The sequence below is a fragment of the Bacillus cereus group sp. BfR-BA-01524 genome (assembly GCF_022662595.1).
GTDB lineage: Bacteria > Bacillota > Bacilli > Bacillales > Bacillaceae_G > Bacillus_A > Bacillus_A thuringiensis_S.
On record NZ_JAKUDW010000007.1, the window covers coordinates 12,791 to 33,106 of the forward strand.

A 20,316-nucleotide genomic window follows, 5' to 3' on the forward strand; every position below is an offset into this window, starting at 1 on the left:
TTCTGTCATATTTTCCTCTTTACTTTTCCCTAAAAAAAATAAACGATTCACAAATGCAGTAATCACAACGTTTCGTGGTATGTCCACTTTTTAAAATATACTTATATAATTTTTTTCCTTTTCAGAAAAAAATAAAAAAAGAGGGCAAATATTGCCTTGCCCTCTCCCTCATTCACTTAAATGTGTTGCACATTTTCTTGTTTCGCTAACTCTTCAACAACTAACGTTACAAGATCTACAACACGACGAGAGTAGCCCCACTCGTTATCATACCAAGCAAGTACTTTCACTTTACGATCACCCATTACCATTGTAGATAAACCATCAATAATAGCTGAGTGTGTATTTGTATTAAAGTCGATAGATACTAAAGGCTCTTCGCTGAATTCTACAATACCTTTTAACGCACCGTTTGCAACAGTTTTGAATGCATCGTTAATAGCTTCAACTGTTACATCACGTTTTACGTCTACTACTAAGTCAACAAGAGACACGTTTGGCGTTGGTACACGAAGTGCCATACCATGAAGTTTTCCGTTTAAATGCGGAAGAACTTTTGCTAGCGCTTTCGCAGCACCTGTCGTTGTCGGAATAATTGATTGTCCGCAAGCACGTGCTCTTCTTAAATCTTTATGTGGGTTATCAATATTTTTTTGGTCATTTGTATAAGCGTGAACTGTCGTCATTAAACCGTTTTCAATTCCGAACTGCTCATCTAACACCTTAACAACAGGCGCTAAACAGTTTGTTGTACAAGATGCATTTGAAATAACAGTATGTTTTGTAATATCTAATTGGTCTTCGTTCACACCAACTACAATTGTTACATCTTCATTTTTACCAGGCGCTGTTAAAATAACTTTTTTCGCTCCAGCTTCAACGTGAAGAATTGCTTTTTCTTTCGAATTAAATTTACCAGTTGCTTCAATTACAACTTCAACACCTAAATCTGTCCAAGGCAATTCCTTTGGATCGCGGTTGTTTAAAAGGCGAATCATTTTTCCATCAACTAATAAGTGATCTTCAAATGCTTCTACTGTTCCGTCAAACTTGCCATGAACTGTATCATATTTAATTAAGTGTGCTAACGTTTCAGATGGATAGCTTGCATTGATTGCTACAATTTCGAATGCGCTTTCTTTTATTGCTTGACGAAATACCATTCTCCCAATACGTCCAAATCCATTAATTGCCACACGAGTCATAATATGTTATCCCCCTTGAATGCGTTATACTATTTATCTCCAATCCCAATAATAGTATAACACAAAAAGGGGATATGTCACTAAGCATTTTCATTAATTTCACATTTTTTTAGTCAATAATGTTCCACTTCTTTAAAATTACCTGCAATTGTGTTTTCGTTCCCATAATTGTGCCATCATTATTTATCACTTCATCTGCATTTTTCACTTTTTCTGCTAACGGCATTTGAGATTGAATACGAGCTGTCGCTTCTTCTTCCGAAAAACCATTTCGTTTCATCAAACGTTCTAATTGCGTATCAGGCGTAACTGCTACAACTAAAATGCGGTCAACGAGACTTGTTAATTTGCTTTCAAATAAGAGAGGAATATCTAACACAATCGCTTGCATACCTTCTTTTATGTACATTCCCTTTTGTCTATTCATTTCCTCACGCACTGCAGGATGCACAATTTTATTTAACTGCAATCGTTTTTCTTCATTATAGAAAACGATGCTTCCCAATTTTGGACGATCCAGTTCCCCATCTTGTTGTAACACTTCCGCTCCAAACACTTCTACTATTTTGTTATATGCTGGTTTTCCTCGCTCTACAACTTCTCTTGCAATAATATCTGCATCAATAACTGGTATGCTCAGTTCACGAAACATTTCTGATACCGTACTTTTTCCGCTTGCAATGCCTCCCGTTAATCCAATTACTACTGTCATAATAATCCTCCTCATAATAAAAGGCGCGAAACTAATGTTCCACGCCCATACTTACATTTTCCAAATTCCAATAATGATGAGTAATACTCCAGGCAGGAATGTAAATTTTTGTAACCACTTCATATTTGATAAAACCGTTCCAAGTTTCATTCCAATAAATAAAAACAAAGAACTCATAACTGCAACTAATATCGCCATCATAGCGGGTGCATACCCCAATAAAGATGCACCAATTCCGGCACCAAATGAATCTATAGAAAGAGCTATACCAAGAAGTAATGCTTCTCCTGCAGAAATGGTGCCTGATTTATCAAAATCTGCAACAGTCGGTTTCCGTAAAATTTGAATCACTAGCCCTAGCGAGGCAATCTCTAATTTCCAGACCTTCTCCTCTTGCTTTGGTTCTTCTTTTTTCTCACTTCGAAAAAATTGATATAATACCCAAATCCCTATTCCAATAAGAACAAGCCCACCGATACGCGTTGCGATAACAGGTGAAAATACTTTCGCGATCATATGTCCAATTCCCATTGAAACAAGCATAACAGCCGCTGAACACATTCCGATAATTATAATTGATCTTAGTGGAATTCTTACGCTTCTTAAACCATATGTTAGCCCTACACTACAGCTATCTAAGCTTAATGTAAAAGCTAATAAAATAAGAGATAAATAAAGGTACATCGGTAAGCTCCTCCCTTATACATAGCTCTGCTGTATGTATATGACAAATGCCTATCCGATGTTATCTCTTTTCTATATTCTTGGCTGACAAATTGGGCAGTAATGCGTTCCTCTTCCGCCAACAACTGTTTTTTCTAATATCGTACCGCAAGTTACACACGGTTCTCCTTTTTTTCCGTATACATTTAGGAGTTCTTGGAACGAACCAATTTGCCCTTGTGAGTTGATATACGTCCGAATTGTACTTCCGCCACGTTTTACTGCTTCGCCTAGCGTTGTAACGGTAGCCTCATAAATCCGCTCAATTTCTTCTACTGTTAAAGACGAAGCTTCTCGTTCCGGATGAATTCGAGAACGGAATAAGACTTCATCAACATATATATTTCCAAGCCCTACTAAAAGACGCTGGTCCAATAGCACAACTTTTATTTTACGATTTGTCTTTTTCAATCTTTCTTGTAAATACTGCGGTGTCAATTCAGCATCAAACGGCTCCGGACCTAAGTCAGCAAGAGGCATTTGGTTCATCTCTTCACCTTTCTTAAAGAGATGCATCGTACCAAACTTTCTTACATCTTTATAATGTAATTCAGTTCCATCTGTAAATAAGAAACGGACGTGCGTATGTTTATCAATCGGCTCATCCTCTTGATGTAGTAAAAACTTACCTTCCATACGCAAATGTGAAACAATAACATAATTTGTTACATATAGAAGCAAAAACTTTCCTCTTCGCTTTATATTTTCAATCTTCTCGCCTTTTAGCATTTCTTTAAAGATTTCTGCATCATCTGGTCGTTTCACTATTTTTGGATAAGTAACAATGACATCTTCAATCGTTTTTCCTGTTACAAGATTTTCAAGTGTCCGTCTGACGTTTTCAACCTCTGGTAATTCAGGCATTTCATCACTTCCTTATTTTGCGTCGTACCAAGTTGGACCGTAAGAATAATCAACTTTCAGCGGAACTGCGAGTTCAATTGCATGCTCCATTACTTCAGGTACAAGCTTCTCTAATTTTTCAATTTCTTCTTTTGGTGCTTCAAATATTAATTCATCGTGTACTTGCAGAAGAAGACGCGCTTGTAATCCTTCTTCTTCTAAACGATCTGCCATAATAATCATCGCTTTTTTAATAATATCTGCTGCAGTACCTTGAATTGGTGTATTCATCGCTGTACGCTCAGCGAAGCTACGTAAATTGAAATTACGACTCGTAATTTCTGGAATATAACGACGACGATTTAATAATGTAGCCACATATCCTTTTTGTTTCGCATCTTTTACGATGTCCTCCATGTATTCTTGTACACCAGGGAAACTTTCTAAATACTTTTCAATAAATTCCGCTGCTGCTTTTCTTGTAATCCCTAAGTTTTGTGAAAGACCATAATCACTAATACCATACACAATTCCGAAGTTAACAGCTTTCGCTTGTCGCCTCATATTTGAAGTTACTTCATCTTTTTCAACTCCAAATACATCCATAGCTGTTTTCGTATGAATATCCATGTCATGCTGGAATGCTTCAACTAACCCTTTATCATTTGCAATATGAGCTAATACACGCAGTTCGATTTGTGAATAGTCAGCCGCATACATAATCCAACCTTCTTCTGATGGAACAAATGCCTGACGAATCTTTCTTCCTTCTTCTAATCGAATCGGGATATTTTGCAAGTTCGGATCCGTTGAACTTAATCGACCTGTTTGCGTTAATACTTGATTAAAGCGAGTATGAATTTTAGATGAATCTTCATGTACAACTTTCAGTAAACCTTCAATATAAGTTGAATTTAGTTTCCCTAATTGACGATAATGTAAAATGTTTGGAATAATCTCATGGCGATCCATAAGCTTTTCTAATACATCGGCTGACGTAGAATAACCTGTTTTCGTCTTTTTAATAACCGGTAAGTTTAAGTTCTCAAACAGAATTACACCAAGCTGCTTCGGTGAATTAATATTAAATTCTGTTCCCGCAAGCTTATAAATTTCCTGTTCCATTTCCTTTAATCTACCTGCAAGTTCTTCTCCCATATTACGAAGACGCTCCGTATCAACTTTTACACCTTTTACTTCCATATCAGCTAATACACGCGCAAGTGGCAATTCTAACTCTGTAAACAGTTCATATTGCTCATTCTTCTCTAACTCTTCAACGAATGTTTGCTTTACATCATATAATACATGCACTTTACGAGCTACATGCTCCGCTACTACATCTAACTCTGGAACAGCTCGTTTTGCACCTTTTCCGTAAACTTCTTCATCAGATTTCACAGCATGTGTTTCTTTCATTTTCGCTACAGTACGGAAATCTTTATCCGTATCGGCTGGATCAAGTAAATAAGCAGCGATTAATAAATCAAAATCAATCCCTTGAATATCTATCCCATTCCATTTAAGTGCAACGATCGCTCGCTTCGCATCAAATGTATGCTTTCTCATTTCTCCATTTGCAAGCCATGCTTTAAAAGCATCCGATGCAAGAGCAATATCCTTCTGAATAAAGTAGCAACCATTTTCATTTTGAATACCAAATCCTTGAATGTCCGCCTTATGATAATTATCTTCTTGCACTTCAACAATAAGTGCACTATCTTGCTGAAGCATTTCTTCTGTAACTTCTTCCACAATATCAAATGTAATATCATCTAATTCAGCTGGAGCTGTTTCTTCTGGCGTAACGCCTAATTTATTTAAAAGAGATGTAAATCCTAAACTCTCGAACATTGGAATCACATCACTTGCTTCATATCCTTTATACGCCATATCATCCACATGAACTGTAATCGGTGCATCTGTAATAATAGTCGCAAGATCTTTACTCATAAGAGCTTGTTCTTTATTTTCTTCCAGTTTTTCTTTTAATTTCTTCCCGCTTACTTGATCTAGATTTTCATACACTTCTTCAACCGTTCCAAACTGTGTTAACAATTTAATCGCCGTTTTTTCACCAACTCCTGGTACACCCGGAATATTATCTGATTGGTCTCCCATTAAACCTTTCATATCGATAATTTGCTTTGGTGATAAGCTATATTTTTCAAATAAAGCTTCTTTCGTATATTCATCTACTTCCGTAATCCCTTTTCGCGGAATACATACAAGCGTGTTATCAGAAACAAGTTGAAGTAAATCTTTATCTCCTGAAATAACTTTTACACTTGCTCCTTGTTCACTCGCTTCTTTTGCTAGCGTTCCCATAATATCATCCGCTTCATAATTTTCTAATTCATAACGCGGTACGTTGAATGCATCCAGCATCTCACGAATAAACGGGAACTGCTCTGATAATTCAGGTGGAGTCTTTTGACGTCCTCCTTTATACTCACTATACGTTTTATGACGGAATGTCGTTTTACCCGCATCAAATGCTACTAACATATGCGTCGGTTTTTCTTCCTCTAATATTCTCATTAACATCATTGTAAAACCGTAAATTGCGTTCGTATGTATACCTTTGTCGTTATTTAAAAGCGGTAGTGCAAAGAAAGCACGATACGCGATATTATTACCATCTACTAATACGACCTTTTTTTCCAAATCAGAAACCTCCCCATACAAATTTGAAATGATTTTTCTCATAGAAAAAAACCGTTCCTTTCCTCTCTCTATATTAACATGACTAATAGAGAGAAGAAAAATAACGGTTATTTTCTTTCATATATAAAACAGACTTATATTGGCATAAAGGGAAGTGACGAGAACAGCTTAACTATTCTCGTCCAAAATTACTCCTTGGATGAAGGGGTTTTCATGTATTATATTAACAGAGCTTTATTAATATTTAATTAAGCCATTGTTAATATATTGTAAACATCCTTCATCCTATTTTTCAGTAGCTGATTTTGGTAAAACAACTGTAAATGTTGTCCCTTCCCCAACTTCACTATCCACTGTAATTGTACCGTGATGCGCCTCTACTAAATGCTTTACAATTGATAATCCAAGGCCTGTACCACCAGTATTTCTACTTCTCGCTTTATCCACTCGGTAAAAGCGTTCAAAAATACGCGGAATTTCCTCTTTACTAATACCAATTCCAGTATCCGATACTTTTATATAAGCATTATATTTATCTTCCGCTAACTCTACTGAAACAACGCCTCCAGCCGGTGTATATACAATCGCATTATTAATTAAATTAATAAAGATTTGTTTCAAACGACTTGGATCTCCAATAACAGAGGCACGTTTTAATACATTCACTTGTAAAGAGATTTCTTTTTCTCCTGCCTTATTATCAAGCACCATATGAATATCTTCAAGTAGCCCCTTCATGTCAACGGTTCCCATATTTAATTTAAATCCTTGTTGTTCGATCTTCGACAAATCTAATAAATCTTCAATTAACCCTTGCATACGCTCACTTTCTTTTAAAATAATGTGCAAGAAATGTTCGCAGAATTTTTTATTATCCATCGCTCCGTCTAAGAGTGTTTCTGAAAAACCTTTAATAGAAGTAATCGGTGTCTTTAATTCATGAGAAACATTCGCTAAAAAGTCTTTTCTCATTTGTTCTAATTTCTTTAACTCTGTTATGTCATGGAATACGAGAACAATCCCTTTCCATTCATGGTTTGTCCCTATAATCGGCGCTCCATATACTTCGAAATGCTTCCGCTCAATTCCAAGTGGCAATAACATTTGTTTACGCACTTTCACTTCTGTCATAAAGATTTCTTCTACAAGCTCAATAATTTCTGTATGATGAAACGATTCATAATATAAGCGATCTAAATATTCTTCATCTGTTACGTGGAAAGTTTCCTTATAAGAGCGGTTTACAAGGTTTATATATCCGCGGCTATCAATTAAAATCATTCCGCTTCCCATATTTTCAATTAACGTATGCAGACGATCTTGCTGCATTTCTTGTTCAAGTGTCATCTCTTGTAAGTTACGAGCTAAAATATTAATCGCTTTACTCAGCATTCCTGTTTCATCCGAATGACTTTCGTATGCACGTGCTTTATAATTCCCCTTTGCCAATTCAATTGCAACTTTCGTAACCGATTCAATTGGCCTAATATATTGCCCTGTAATTTTCATACCTAAAAATACAACTACAAGACAAGCAATGACAAATCCGATAATTAATAATCCCCACGTTTTTTGATGTACGTCTTTTAAAGGATCGATTGTACTTTTCACCAAAACGTATCCTTGTTTTCCTTCTACATCTTGAACGAACACCGCATGATAAAATTCATTCTTTCGATCTGTCTCTTTCGTAATCACTTTACTTCGTTGTTTTGCCAATTCCGAAGTAAGTTCTTTAATCGTCTCTGGACTAAATGCCAATTCTTGTCCTTTTCTATATTGAACTTTCTTTTTTTCATCCACAAATACGATAGAAGCTGGTATTTTTTCTTCTAACTTTTCAAATACGTATGGATTTTTTAAGACATTATCAAAACCTTGCTCTTCTGCTAACGCCGCAACATACTCCGTCTCTTTTACCATTCTCTCTTTAGCATGATCTATATAGTAGTTTTCAAACACAGTTTCTAGCAATAAACCTAGTCCAACTAAAATAAATACAATAAGAGAAACAAATGTAAAAAGAAGCCTGGAACGAAATTTATTCATTCCCTTTTGGCTCCTCTAATTTATATCCTAAACCACGTATCGTTTTAATGTACGTCGGTTTTTTCGTATTTTGTTCAATTTTATCGCGCAAATGGCTAATATGAACATCAACAATTCGCGTATCACCAGCAAAATCATAATTCCATACAGCACTTAATAATTGATCACGCGTCAACACGCGACTTTTATTTTTCGCAAGATACACAAGTAGTTCAAATTCTTTTGGTGTTAATTCAAGCTTTCTTCCTTGGAAATAAGCCTCATAAAACTCCGGTAAAATTTTAAGTTCTGCAATTGTGATGCTATCTTCATCTGGCGCTTCTGCAACTTGTTCTTCTTGTTGTAATTTCGTGCGGCGCAAAATCGCCTTCACACGAGCAACAACTTCCCTTGGACTAAATGGCTTCGTCATATAATCATCTGCCCCAAGTTCAAGGCCTAGCACCTTATCAAACTCATCATCTTTTGCCGTTAACATTAAAATCGGCGTCATAACGCGCTGCAATCGTAATTCTTTACACACTTCCATACCATCCATTTTCGGAAGCATTAAATCTAATATAATTAAATCTGGGCGTTCTGTTGTCGCTTTTTGAAGCGCCATTTCTCCATCCATCGCTGTTATAACTTCAAACCCAGCTTGTTGTAAATTAAATTCGATTAAAGTTAAGATAAATTCCTCATCATCAACTACTAAAATACGATTGTTCATTCTTTTCCTCCAAGTTATAGACTTGAAACCTTCTTCATCCTAGTATTTTCCCCGTTATTCTCATCATACTAGAAAACAGGGTCCCTCTCAATATAATTGTCTATTCATGGAGATCGTTTGTTTAGAATTGAGAAAATAGACGTAATTACACTTTACCTGCAACTACACAGGATTTTGCCAAACTTTATAGATTACTCTCTCTTCTTTAAAGCTCACTTCCGTATGAACTATAAAATCTTGATTTTGCGCTAGGAAAAACGAAAGCGCATACGCTATTTTATAATCTGGTGTTTCATATCCATCAAATACTCTTCCATACATTTCATTTGCAACGCCGTCTGCTCACACTTCAGCTTCTCGTATCGTTTCAAAGATAACTTCTTCTTTTTTCCACCTCATCTTAAAGAATCATTCCTTCCATTGACTTAAATTATTAAATTATAATATAGTAAATATTGTTAATTTGATAATCCGAATATAAAAAAAGGAGGTTCTATTATGCGACTATTACTACCTATTTTAACTTTAGTAGTAACATGTTTCCTTACTTTTAACGTACCGAGCTGGGATACGATTAAAACGGGGTGCTCAGAATTTGCTGAAGGGTTCAAAGAAGGATTCTTCAACTAAAAATAGCGCTAGCATCCTTATTCACGGTATGCTAGCGCTATTCATATTTTCATCTTTTAAAAATTATCTAATGCTTTTTCCATAATGGAAACAGATTTATAAGGTGGCGTTACTGTTAATGAACCCTTTACAACAGTTTCTCCTTTTTCATCATGAGCAGATACAAGCATATCAATTGTATGTTCCTCCTCAGAAACAGCCACAACTTCAAAGTGGATTTGTAACGTTTCATAATGGTGAACATGCTTCACGAACGTAAGGTCCTTCCTAGTAATATGACTTCCTGGACCCGGTAAATATTTCGTAACTGCCGTTGTAATCATTCCCGTTAGCATAATGCTTGGTACAATCGGCTTTTCATACGGAGTTTGGGATGCGTAATCATGCTGAATATATAATGGATTGGCATCATTCGTTAACCCTAAGTACAATAACAAATCTTTATCCTCAATTTTTTCAGTGATAGATAATTTCTCTCCTACTGTAATCTCATCCATTTTACGACCAATTTGAACTTTTTTCTTTAACATGTTACAACCCCCTCCGATTTTTTCACCTTATTATCCTACTAAAAGCGATACCTTATCCGAAATTTACTATGATGAGGGCAATGTATAGTATAAATCTATAGTTTCATTATAGGATACTACAAATGATAGCGTTTTCATATTATTTCAAAAAAACAATTCGGTAAATAGTAGAAAAAGATTCGGAATCCCGAATCTTTTTCACTACTATTCAATTATTAAACAAGAACTTTCATTACGTTACGTACAGATTCTACAGAGCGATCTAACGCTTCTTTTTCATCTGCAAGAAGTTCTAATTCAATAATTTTTTCAATTCCGTTACCACCTAGAATTACCGGTACCCCTAAGTAAAGGTCACTATAACCATACTCACCTTCAAGGTACGCAATAGCTGGTAATACACGGCGTTGATCTTTTAAGATTGCTTCTGTCATTTCAACTAAAGAAGCTGCTGGTGCGTAATATGCACTACCGTTTCCTAATAAGCCTACAATCTCACCGCCACCTTTACGTGTACGTTCTACGATTGCTTCTAAACGCTCTTTCGGAATTAACGTTTCTAACGGAATACCGCCTGCATAAGAATAACGCACAAGAGGTACCATGTCGTCACCGTGTCCACCAAGAACAAATCCTGTAATGTCTTTCACAGAAAGATTTAATTCTTGTGCGATGAATGTACGGAAACGAGCTGTATCTAATACGCCCGATTGGCCGATAACACGCTCTTTCGGGAATCCTGCTTCTTTAAATACAGAATATGTCATTGCATCAACTGGATTTGTTAATACAACAATAATCGCATTTGGTGAATGTTTTGCAATGTCGCGCGTAATACTTTTCATAATTTTAGAGTTCGTTGCTACTAAGTCATCACGGCTCATACCAGGCTTACGTGCAATACCTGCTGTAATAACGACAACGTCAGAATCAGCAGTATCTGCGTAATCAGATGTTCCAATAATGTTAGCATCAAAACCTTGTACTGGGCTCGCTTCTAACATATCTAACGCTTTCCCTTTTGTTGGATTTTCCAGTTGTGGAATGTCCACTAATACAACATCTGCAAGTTCTTTTTGTGCTAATAAGAATGCCGTTGTTGCTCCTGTAAATCCTGCACCGATGACTGAAACCTTCTTGCGTTTGATTGTCATAATTTACCCCCCGCTTTAATTATGCGTTTTTGATTATCGCTACATCCATGTTTTTAATAAGCTCATTAGCAAACTCAGAACATTTCACTTCTGTTGCGCCTTCCATTAGGCGAGCAAAGTCATATGTTACTACTTTTGATGCAATTGTTTTCTCAACTGAATCTGTTACTAATTTCGCCGCTTCATTCCATCCTAAATGTTCTAGTAATAATACACCTGAAAGAAGAACAGAAGATGGGTTTACTTTATCTAAACCTGCATATTTTGGAGCTGTACCATGTGTAGCTTCAAAGATAGCATGTCCAGTCACATAGTTAATGTTTGCACCAGGTGCAATACCAATTCCACCTACTTGTGCAGCAAGTGCATCAGAGATATAGTCACCATTTAAGTTCATTGTTGCAACAACATCGAACTCACGTGGACGAGTTAAAATTTGCTGTAAGAAGATGTCTGCAATAGAATCTTTTACGATGATTTTTCCAGCCACTTCAGCGTCTGCCATCGCTTTATTTGCTGCATCTTTACCATCTTTTTCAACGATGCGATCATATTCAGCCCAAGTAAATACTTTGTCGCCGAATTCTTGTTCCGCTACTTCGTAACCCCAGTTTTTGAAAGCACCTTCTGTAAATTTCATAATGTTTCCTTTATGAACTAATGTAACAGAAGAGCGTTTTTCGTTAATTGCATATTGAATTGCAGCACGAACAAGACGCTTTGTCCCTTCTTCTGAGATTGGTTTAATACCAATACCAGATGTTTCTGGGAAGCGGATTTTATTAACACCCATTGCTTCTTTTAAGAAAGCAAGAACTTTTTCTGCTTCTGGAGATCCTTGTGCATATTCAATTCCAGCATAAATGTCTTCTGTATTTTCACGGAAAATAACCATATCAGTATCTTCCGGACGTTTTACAGGTGAAGGAACACCTTCAAAATAACGAACTGGACGTAGACATACATATAGATCTAATTCTTGACGAAGTGCTACGTTTAGAGAACGAATACCACCGCCAACTGGAGTTGTAAGTGGACCTTTAATTGCGATTAAATATTCGCGAATTAAATTTAAAGTTTCTTCTGGTAACCACTCGCCTGTTTGGTTGAATGCTTTTTCCCCTGCAAGCACTTCTTTCCAAACGATTTTCTTCTCACCATCATAAGCTTTTTCAACTGCTGCTTCTATTACGCGAGATGCAGCTGCCCAAATATCAGGACCAATTCCATCTCCTTCAATAAATGGAATAATCGGATTGTTTGGTACATTCATAACACCATTAGTTACAGTAATTTTTTCACCTGTCGTCAATGTGATAACCCCCATGTTTGAAATTTCATATGTATGAAACTGAGGGAATAACCCCTCAGTTCAAACCGTTAGTCAAATTAAAATATTCTAATCATTACATCTTTCCGAAAAAATCAGACTTTTGAAAGCGTATTTTCACTATCGAAATAGTGTTTTTTGCTTATCTTTGTGCGATTGGAACATACACTTGATGCGTTGGTCCATTATAATCAGCACGCGGACGGATTAAACGGTTATTTTCATATTGTTCTAGAATATGAGCTAACCAGCCTGACATACGGCTAATTGCAAAAATAGGTGTAAATAAGTCATGGTCAATTCCTAAACAATGGTATACAGAAGCTGAATAGAAATCAACATTTGGTGGAAGACCTTTTTCTTTTGTTACAATGTCTTCAATTTTGATAGACATATTATACCATTTGTCTTCTCCTAAAAGCACGCATAATCTCTTAGACATTTCACGTAAGTGTTTTGCACGCGGATCACCTTGCTCATACACACGGTGACCAAAGCCCATGATTTTCACTTTATTTTGAAGAGCATTATGAATATATGATTCTACATTTTCTTCTTCGCCAATTTCAGTTAACATCTTCATTACATTTTCATTCGCCCCACCGTGAAGAGGACCTTTCAATGCACCGATTGCTGCTGTAATACCAGAATATACATCTGAAAGTGTAGCTACGCAAACACGTGCAGTAAATGTAGAAGCGTTTAACTCATGATCCGCATGAAGTACAAGCGCCTTATCAAAAGCTTCAATTTCAACTTCATTTGGCTCGCGATCATTTAACATGTACAAGAAGTTTGCAGCTAATGATAAATCTTTTCTTGGCTCAACAATATCTAAACCTTTACGGATTCTCGCGTAAGCAGCAACTAAAGTTCCCACTTGAGCCTGTAATTTAACCGCTTTCAAATAATTAGACTTTTCATCCATAATTTCAGCGCTCTCATCGTATAATGATAGCATGGAAATTGCAGTTCGTAAAACAGACATCGGATGTGCAATTTTTAAATCTACTTGTTTCAAATATGTTAAAATCTCACCTGGAACTTTATAGTATTCAGATACAATTTCATTAAATTCCGCTAGTTCTTTTTCATTAGGAAGCTTGCGGTGCCATAATAAGTACACTACTTCTTCAAACGTAGCATTCTCAGCTAAATCATCAATATTATACCCAACATAAGTTAATGTATCATCAATAATAGAGCTCACAGATGATGTTGTTGCTACTACCCCTTCTAAACCTCGAATAACAGTCATGACATTCTCTCCTTTTCCTGAAAATTCTCCCAACCTTGCTCCTTATATCTATTTGCTCCCCTTATGAATTATGAACGCCCGTTCACTCTTTAGGCAAGCAAAATGCACGATCATGCAAATTTGTTGCGATGTTCCCCTCTTATTGTCCATTGTTTACATGGAAAGCATGAGCGTGAATGTCTCCCCGAATCCTCACGCTCAAAACAACAAGTTAGTGAGGAAAATAAATTCCGAAGAGTTTTATGATAAAAACAACATAAAACAATATCATTATAAAATTGTTTTATGTTGTTTTTATTTTATCTGGTGTAAAGTCTCTGCTGTTATGTAACTTTTCAAAGTTTCTAATCCTATTATAAACAATTATCTGACTTTTGTGAACAGAAAGAATTCAAAAATTTTATATTACTATAAAATTTCTCATTTAAACATCTGTATAATACTCATAACCGCATAGGCAATTCCAGCCCCAATTAAAGGCCCTACAGCAACCCCATTAAATAACGCGACCGCTATAATTGTCCCAAAAACAAGCGCAGTTGTAATATGAGGATCCGTCGTCAATAATTGTACGCCGCCTTTTGCTAACAAAGCGACTGCTACACCTGAAGCTAAAGCAATCCACGCATAATACGATTTCGCTGCTTCTCCAAGTTGTTTAAAACCTATTTCCCCCGTCGCAATCGGTACTAGCACCGCTATTGTAATGACCGTTACACCTAGGTTAATTCCTTTCGTTTGTAAATAAGGAAAGACCTTATCTCCTAAAAACGTAAACTTCAATAAAAATAACACACCAATAGCTACAGTAAGCGATTGGTTTTTAGCAATAAGTCCTATAATAAGTAGTATGAATAAAAATAAAGTTGACTGACTAATCATGTTTGCACTTCCTTTCTGAAAATAATGAACTCATTTCCAAACAAAAATACCTTTAAACCTATCGTTATACATGCTATACAGATGCCTATTTATCGATAACACCTTCAATTTTTTATGCATTTTACAATTAAAAAAAGAGACTTTCTCCAAAAAAATTTAAGCATGTATACATTTTTGAAAACAGTCGTCTCTTCTTTCTTTTCTAATAAGAAACAGGTAAAATAAAAAGAAGAGAAAATGAAGTTTTTACCATATAGTAGTAGCATCACCAACAGGCTTTCACAGCCATTCATATACCGAAAAAAGCAGGCTAAATCCATCATTCCACTATAACATAAAGTAAAACTTTAATCAGTTGGGCATCTTCCGCTGATTATTGACCTTCACCAATTGGGCTTTGGCGGGAGATTTACTGCCGATAAAGTGAGACTTTAATCAGCAGAGCACGCTAGTTATAAGTTGAACGAATTAGGATAATCCAAATCGGAATGGGAGGTATACATCTTTGAACCGAAACTTACTATATATGATATTGCGACTCATATTTGTCATTGTAGCAACGGTAGCTGGGTTTTATGTCTTACTATACATGTCAGGGCTTATCTATCCTTTTATTATCGCTTTTGCATTTGCTTATTTGATTAATCCTGTCGTCAATTTCCTTAATCAAAAACTACAATTTCCTCGTGCACTAGCAGTACTCGTTAGCTTAATTCTCGTATTTGGAGCTATCGTTGGACTTGTTACATATCTTGTAACTGAAGCAATATCTGCCACAACATACTTACTACAACTTGTTACAGTAAAGTTTCCAGATATCGTTACATTCGCTCAGCAATTTGCACTTAATCATATTATGCCTCTCTACGATGATTTAATCTCTAAATTTAATCATCTTGGAGAACCCCAGCGCTATACAATTACACAAAACATTCAAAACTTAGGAACAGAAGCAACGACACAAATGAAAGAACTTTTAACCGCCATTATAAGCGGGTTAACGAATTTCATTAGTGCACTGCCGACAACTTTAACTGTCCTTGTATTCATTTTATTAGCCACTTTCTTCATTAGTTACGATTGGCACCGTCTTGCTCAGAAAGCAAGAAAGTTACTACCAAATCGTGTACATGGATACGGAAAAACTATTTTTGTCGACTTAAAAAAAGCTTTGTTTGGTTTTGTGAAAGCACAACTTACACTCGTATCTATGACAACCGTCATTGTACTGATCGGACTTTTAATATTACGCGTACCATACGCCATTACTATTGCGATTATTACAGGAGTTGTAGATTTACTACCCTATTTAGGCACAGGCGCAGTCTTCGTTCCATGGGTTATATACGTATTTTTCACTGGCGATACCGCATTCGCCATTGGTCTTCTCATTTTATACATCGTCGTGATTGTCCAAAGACAAATTATGGAGCCGAAAGTACTTTCATCTAACATCGGTCTCGATCCATTAGCAACACTCGTCGCTCTATTTGTCGGCTTTAAGCTTTTTGGCTTTTTAGGATTAATCATCGGTCCAGTCACCTTAGTACTACTTAATACATTACACAAAGCTAATGTCTTCCATGACTTGTGGAAATATATTAAAGGTTCACCTTCAAAATAACAGTTTCTAATCCATACAAAAAACCAAGCTATAATCAGTGGGAATTTCCCACTGATTATTCCTTTCACTTATTTTTCACACTACTCACACGCAACAAGAGCATTACCCAGAAAAAGGATAATTCTCTTGTTTTTTTGCATAAAAAAACACATTCCCTAACTGAAAATACATTTTTATTCTATTTCATCTATAATTATTACTTACATTTATTGCTTTTTATGTAAATGAATAAATATACAAAACTGCATAAAATAAGACTCCAACTAACAATTCCCACCTTTTATATGAATTCTTTACACCAATCGCTCCTTTATATACGAAAGCAAAACTTTAATTTAGCTGCATTTCGCACCATCTTATTCATCCAAATTAACGGCATTAAAAAATCACATGTTTAATCGAAGCACAACAAGAGTTCAAACGAAAATTATATAGCAAATATAATAAGCGGACGTTTTGTTCACCCCCCACATCAAACACTTACGAGCATCCCAGCTTTGAGATAGAAATCCCCCCCACAAATAACGCGGTAAAGCAAAGCGTTCCTCTCCTCTTACAAGACAAAAAAATAGCACTTAGATTATTATAATCTAAGCGCTACTTCTGAATGATAATAGTAGAGTTCTTTCTAAACTTCCATTCCATCCACTTCATAACAAGCGGCTTCAATAAAGCTCTCGTAAAAGGGATCACGCAGATAAACCCTAGCACATCCGTCACATAACCAGGAAGCACTAAGAGAATACCTCCTACAAATACAAAAATGCCATCTAGTACTGCCTCACCTGGCATTTCCCCTCTATTCAACTTAGATTGAATCTCTCCAAGCACTTTAAATCCCTGTCTTTTCGCCAAATACACACCTACAACACCTGTAAATATAATCATAGCGAACGTAGACCATAAACCTATTACATGACTTGATCCGATTAAGACCGTAATCTCAATCGCCGGTATTAAAATAAACAAGAATAGTAACCACTTCATAGTTCTACACCTCTCTCACAACTCACTTTTAACGCCCTCACAACGCCTATATACATCATATGAAATATAATACCCTTTCATATTAAAACCCATAACAAACAGCTTTTAAAAGCAATTCTAGGCGTTTTAAGCTAATTCTATCTCGTTTTTGTGTAAAAAAAAGAGAAGGACTCCGATCCTTCTCTCCGTATTACTTATAGCACTTCCGCATGTCCATTATAAACAATTCCGCGTGCTGCATCAACTGTTACTTCTTGGCCATTTTTTAAAGTTGCTGTTACGCCGTTTACACCAACGATAACAGGAATACCGATTGATACGCCTACAACAGCAGCATGGCTTGTTAAGCCACCTTCTTCTACAACTAAAGCAGCAGCTTTTTCGATTGCAGGAATCATATCTTTATCAGTGCTTGTTGTAACAAGGATATCACCTTCGTTTACGTTCGCTACAGCTTCAGCAGCTGTTTTTGCTACAACTACTTTACCTTTTGCAGCTTTACGACCGATTCCTTGTCCTTTAGCAACTTCTTCACCAACAACGTGGATTTTCATTAAGTTTGTTGTACCAGTTTCAGCAACTGGAACACCAGCAGTAATTACTACAGTATCTCCAAGGCCGATTAGACCTGCATCCATACCTGTTTGAATTGCTGTATCTAACATTTCGTCAGTTGAAGCTGCGCGCTTCTCAGCCATAAATGCTTGTACACCCCAAACAAGTGCAAGACGACGCCCTACTTGCTCGTCAGATGTTACAGCTACGATTGGAGATTTTGGACGGTATTTAGAGATCATTTTCGCAGTATGTCCACTTTCTGTTGGAGCTACGATTGCAGCTACATCAAGAGCAAGTGCTGTATGCGCAACAGATTGGCTAATTGCATCTGTAATTGTTGGAGTGAACTCTTTAATACGTTTTTTGAACATATCTTCGTATTGTAATGATTTTTCAACACGTACTGCAATGTTAGCCATCATTGTTACTGCTTCTACTGGGTATTGACCAGCAGCTGTTTCACCTGAAAGCATGATTGCATCTGTACCATCGAAGATTGCGTTAGCTACGTCACTTGCTTCCGCACGAGTTGGACGTGGGTTACGTTGCATAGAATCTAACATTTGTGTCGCAGTAATAACTGGTTTACCTAACACGTTACATTTTTTGATTAGACGTTTTTGTACTAATGGTACTTCTTCTGGTGGAATTTCTACACCCATATCACCACGAGCTACCATTAAACCGTCAGAAACTTCTAAGATTGAATCGATATTGTCGATACCTTCTTGGTTTTCGATTTTCGGTACGATTTGGATGTATTGAGCGCCATGCTCTTCTAATAATTCACGGATTTCTAATACGTCAGACGCTTTACGTACGAATGAAGCTGCGATGAAATCAACTTTTTGCTCGATACCGAAGATGATATCTTTTACGTCTTTTTCAGTGATACCAGGAAGCTTAATGCTTACGTTTGGTACGTTAACACCTTTTTTATTTTTTACAGTTCCACTGTTAAGAACTTTTGTACGGATATTTCCGTCAGCTTTTTCGATTACTTCTAGTTCGATAAGACCGTCATCGATTAGAATGCGAGAACCTGGGTCTACATCATCATAAAGACCAGCATAAGATACAGAGAACTTCTCTGCAGTACCTAATACTTGCTCAGTAGAAAGAACTACTTCTGCACCTGTTACAAGCTCAGCTTGTCCGTCTACGAAGTCGTGAGTACGGATTTCTGGACCTTTTGTATCAAGTAAGATACCAACTGTTTTACCAGTTTTCTTTGAAGCTTCACGAATGTTTTTAATACGAGCGCCGTGCTCTTCATGGCTACCATGAGAGAAGTTTAAACGAGCAACGTTCATACCCGCTTCCATTAATTGTTCTAATTTCTCAATACTTTCACTAGCAGGACCTATAGTACATACAATTTTAGTTTTACGCATATTGCACCTCCGAAAATTATGAAACCGTTCCCAAATATCCGACATTACGCCGATTAGATGGATAATTCTTTAGATAATTGATACATATCTTTATCGATTGTATGCTTTTGAGCTAACGCCTCGATAATGTCATGATCAACAAGTTTATTATCTTGAATACCTACACAACGTCCACCTTTACCAGCAATTAACAACTCAACTGCTCTTGCACCCAGACGACTTGCTAATACACGGTCTTGTGCACTTGGTGATCCACCACGTTGTACGTGACCTAATACAGTTACACGAGTATCAAAGTTTGTTGCTTCTTCAATGTGCTTACCGATGTCAATTGCACTTCCAACACCTTCAGCTACAATGATAATACTGTGTTTTTTACCACGTTCGCTACCACGTTTTAGACGAGCGATTACATCATCCATATCATACTCTTCTTCTGGAATTAAAATCGTTTCTGCACCATCAGCTAAACCAGCCCATAATGCGATATCTCCAGCATGACGTCCCATTACTTCAATAACATATGTACGTTCATGAGATGTAGCTGTGTCACGGATTTTATCAATTGCATCAATAACAGTATTTAGAGCTGTATCGAAACCAATTGTGAAGTCTGTTCCAGGAATATCATTGTCGATTGTACCTGGTACACCAACACATGGGAATCCTTGTTCAGTTAATTTTTTAGCACCTTGGTAAGAGCCATCTCCACCAATAACAACAAGTCCTTCGATACCATGTTTCTTTAATTGCTCGATACCTTTTAGTCGTACTTCTGGGTCTTTAAACTCAGGACATCTTGCTGTATATAATTTCGTACCACCGCGGTGGATAATATCGCCAACAGAACCAAGTTCTAATTTTTCAATGTGACCAGAAATTAATCCAGCGTATCCATGGTAAATACCATATACTTCAATATCATGGAAAATCGCTTTACGAACAACTGCACGAATGGCAGCATTCATACCAGGTGAATCTCCACCACTTGTTAATACACCAATACGTTTCATTTGTACTCACCTCATAAAGATTATTTGCCTTATAATAAAATAACA

General features: G+C 36.5%; 18 protein-coding genes. 2 read left to right on the forward strand and 16 right to left on the reverse strand.

Annotated features, from left to right (window positions below; translation table 11 throughout):
- Positions 1-176 precede the first annotated feature (176 nt).
- The 8 genes from MR170_RS03615 to MR170_RS03650 all read right to left on the reverse strand — a co-directional run bounded on the left by MR170_RS03615 (position 177) and on the right by MR170_RS03650 (position 9,232).
- Positions 177-1,205 carry a glyceraldehyde-3-phosphate dehydrogenase gene (locus tag MR170_RS03615; RefSeq protein ID WP_000198974.1) on the reverse strand — a complete coding sequence of 343 codons (1,029 nt, stop codon included), beginning with the start codon at positions 1,203-1,205 and terminating at the stop codon, positions 177-179.
- A 109-nt stretch (positions 1,206-1,314) separates the two neighbouring features.
- Positions 1,315-1,917 (reverse strand): dephospho-CoA kinase, encoded by a 603-nt coding sequence (gene coaE, locus MR170_RS03620; RefSeq protein WP_242307247.1) that lies wholly within the window; start codon positions 1,915-1,917, stop codon positions 1,315-1,317.
- Between the two features lie 51 nt (positions 1,918-1,968).
- Positions 1,969-2,601, reverse strand: a complete 633-nt coding sequence (gene ytaF / locus MR170_RS03625; protein ID WP_000281742.1) for a sporulation membrane protein YtaF — start codon at positions 2,599-2,601, stop codon at positions 1,969-1,971.
- Between the two features lie 72 nt (positions 2,602-2,673).
- Positions 2,674-3,504, reverse strand: a complete 831-nt coding sequence (mutM, locus tag MR170_RS03630) for a DNA-formamidopyrimidine glycosylase (RefSeq protein WP_016080104.1) — start codon at positions 3,502-3,504, stop codon at positions 2,674-2,676.
- Positions 3,505-3,516: 12 nt separating this feature from the next.
- Positions 3,517-6,150, reverse strand: a complete 2,634-nt coding sequence (gene polA, locus MR170_RS03635; protein WP_242307251.1) for a DNA polymerase I — start codon at positions 6,148-6,150, stop codon at positions 3,517-3,519.
- A 285-nt stretch (positions 6,151-6,435) separates the two neighbouring features.
- Positions 6,436-8,199, reverse strand: coding sequence for a sensory box histidine kinase PhoR (phoR, locus tag MR170_RS03640; protein ID WP_001032099.1), 1,764 nt, complete (start codon positions 8,197-8,199; stop codon positions 6,436-6,438).
- Complete coding sequence (phoP, locus tag MR170_RS03645; RefSeq protein WP_001065220.1) at positions 8,192-8,911, reverse strand: two-component system response regulator PhoP; 720 nt, start codon at positions 8,909-8,911, stop codon at positions 8,192-8,194. Before phoP ends, phoR begins: the two co-directional genes overlap by 8 nt.
- A 162-nt stretch (positions 8,912-9,073) precedes the next feature.
- Positions 9,074-9,232 (reverse strand): hypothetical protein, encoded by a 159-nt coding sequence (locus MR170_RS03650; protein ID WP_088024456.1) that lies wholly within the window; start codon positions 9,230-9,232, stop codon positions 9,074-9,076.
- 177 nt (positions 9,233-9,409) lie between these two features.
- On the opposite strand from MR170_RS03650, the gene MR170_RS32220 reads away from it, so the two are divergent.
- Entirely contained in the window at positions 9,410-9,541 is a 132-nt protein-coding gene (locus tag MR170_RS32220) for a hypothetical protein (protein ID WP_001238014.1), read from the forward strand.
- 56 nt (positions 9,542-9,597) lie between these two features.
- On the opposite strand, the gene MR170_RS03655 is transcribed toward MR170_RS32220, so the two are convergent.
- The 5 genes from MR170_RS03655 to MR170_RS03675 form a co-directional block, all read right to left on the reverse strand.
- Positions 9,598-10,071: a MaoC family dehydratase gene (locus tag MR170_RS03655; protein WP_000914181.1), complete on the reverse strand. Its 474-nt coding sequence runs from the start codon at positions 10,069-10,071 to the stop codon at positions 9,598-9,600.
- Between the two features lie 215 nt (positions 10,072-10,286).
- Positions 10,287-11,225, reverse strand: coding sequence for a malate dehydrogenase (mdh, locus tag MR170_RS03660; protein WP_000153232.1), 939 nt, complete (start codon positions 11,223-11,225; stop codon positions 10,287-10,289).
- Between the two features lie 19 nt (positions 11,226-11,244).
- Positions 11,245-12,537: an NADP-dependent isocitrate dehydrogenase gene (icd, locus tag MR170_RS03665; protein ID WP_000206893.1), complete on the reverse strand. Its 1,293-nt coding sequence runs from the start codon at positions 12,535-12,537 to the stop codon at positions 11,245-11,247.
- Positions 12,538-12,697: 160 nt separating this feature from the next.
- Positions 12,698-13,846, reverse strand: a complete 1,149-nt coding sequence (gene citZ, locus MR170_RS03670) for a citrate synthase (protein WP_000503651.1) — start codon at positions 13,844-13,846, stop codon at positions 12,698-12,700.
- 387 nt (positions 13,847-14,233) lie between these two features.
- Positions 14,234-14,695, reverse strand: a complete 462-nt coding sequence (locus tag MR170_RS03675) for a DUF441 domain-containing protein (protein ID WP_000625507.1) — start codon at positions 14,693-14,695, stop codon at positions 14,234-14,236.
- A gap of 505 nt (positions 14,696-15,200) precedes the next feature.
- Between MR170_RS03675 and ytvI the strand changes: the two genes are divergently transcribed.
- Positions 15,201-16,319 (forward strand): sporulation integral membrane protein YtvI, encoded by a 1,119-nt coding sequence (gene ytvI, locus MR170_RS03680; RefSeq protein ID WP_006926492.1) that lies wholly within the window; start codon positions 15,201-15,203, stop codon positions 16,317-16,319.
- A gap of 597 nt (positions 16,320-16,916) precedes the next feature.
- On the opposite strand, the gene MR170_RS03685 is transcribed toward ytvI, so the two are convergent.
- From MR170_RS03685 to pfkA, 3 genes are all read right to left on the reverse strand, one after another.
- The gene (locus tag MR170_RS03685) at positions 16,917-17,306 is read right to left on the reverse strand and encodes an FxsA family protein (protein ID WP_242307252.1); all 390 of its coding nucleotides are present in this window, start codon (positions 17,304-17,306) and stop codon (positions 16,917-16,919) included.
- Between the two features lie 194 nt (positions 17,307-17,500).
- A complete protein-coding gene (pyk, locus tag MR170_RS03690; RefSeq protein ID WP_029443394.1) occupies positions 17,501-19,258 on the reverse strand; it encodes a pyruvate kinase in 1,758 nt (585 codons plus the stop codon).
- A gap of 53 nt (positions 19,259-19,311) precedes the next feature.
- Positions 19,312-20,271: a 6-phosphofructokinase gene (gene pfkA / locus MR170_RS03695; protein WP_000821156.1), complete on the reverse strand. Its 960-nt coding sequence runs from the start codon at positions 20,269-20,271 to the stop codon at positions 19,312-19,314.
- Positions 20,272-20,316: the final 45 nt, after the last annotated feature.

Excerpts from the sequence above, each read along its gene's own strand:
- MR170_RS03615 (WP_000198974.1), bottom strand. The coding sequence starts at position 1,205 with ATGACTCGTGTGGCAATTAATGGATTTGGACGTATTGGGAGAATGGTA.
- coaE (WP_242307247.1), bottom strand. The coding sequence starts at position 1,917 with ATGACAGTAGTAATTGGATTAACGGGAGGCATTGCAAGCGGAAAAAGT.
- ytaF (WP_000281742.1), bottom strand. The coding sequence starts at position 2,601 with ATGTACCTTTATTTATCTCTTATTTTATTAGCTTTTACATTAAGCTTA.
- mutM (WP_016080104.1), bottom strand. The coding sequence starts at position 3,504 with ATGCCTGAATTACCAGAGGTTGAAAACGTCAGACGGACACTTGAAAAT.
- phoR (WP_001032099.1), bottom strand. The coding sequence starts at position 8,199 with ATGAATAAATTTCGTTCCAGGCTTCTTTTTACATTTGTTTCTCTTATT.
- phoP (WP_001065220.1), bottom strand. The coding sequence starts at position 8,911 with ATGAACAATCGTATTTTAGTAGTTGATGATGAGGAATTTATCTTAACT.
- MR170_RS03650 (WP_088024456.1), bottom strand. The coding sequence starts at position 9,232 with ATGTATGGAAGAGTATTTGATGGATATGAAACACCAGATTATAAAATA.
- MR170_RS32220 (WP_001238014.1), top strand. The coding sequence starts at position 9,410 with ATGCGACTATTACTACCTATTTTAACTTTAGTAGTAACATGTTTCCTT.
- MR170_RS03655 (WP_000914181.1), bottom strand. The coding sequence starts at position 10,071 with ATGTTAAAGAAAAAAGTTCAAATTGGTCGTAAAATGGATGAGATTACA.
- mdh (WP_000153232.1), bottom strand. The coding sequence starts at position 11,225 with ATGACAATCAAACGCAAGAAGGTTTCAGTCATCGGTGCAGGATTTACA.
- MR170_RS03675 (WP_000625507.1), bottom strand. The coding sequence starts at position 14,695 with ATGATTAGTCAGTCAACTTTATTTTTATTCATACTACTTATTATAGGA.
- MR170_RS03685 (WP_242307252.1), bottom strand. The coding sequence starts at position 17,306 with ATGAAGTGGTTACTATTCTTGTTTATTTTAATACCGGCGATTGAGATT.
- pyk (WP_029443394.1), bottom strand. The coding sequence starts at position 19,258 with ATGCGTAAAACTAAAATTGTATGTACTATAGGTCCTGCTAGTGAAAGT.
- pfkA (WP_000821156.1), bottom strand. The coding sequence starts at position 20,271 with ATGAAACGTATTGGTGTATTAACAAGTGGTGGAGATTCACCTGGTATG.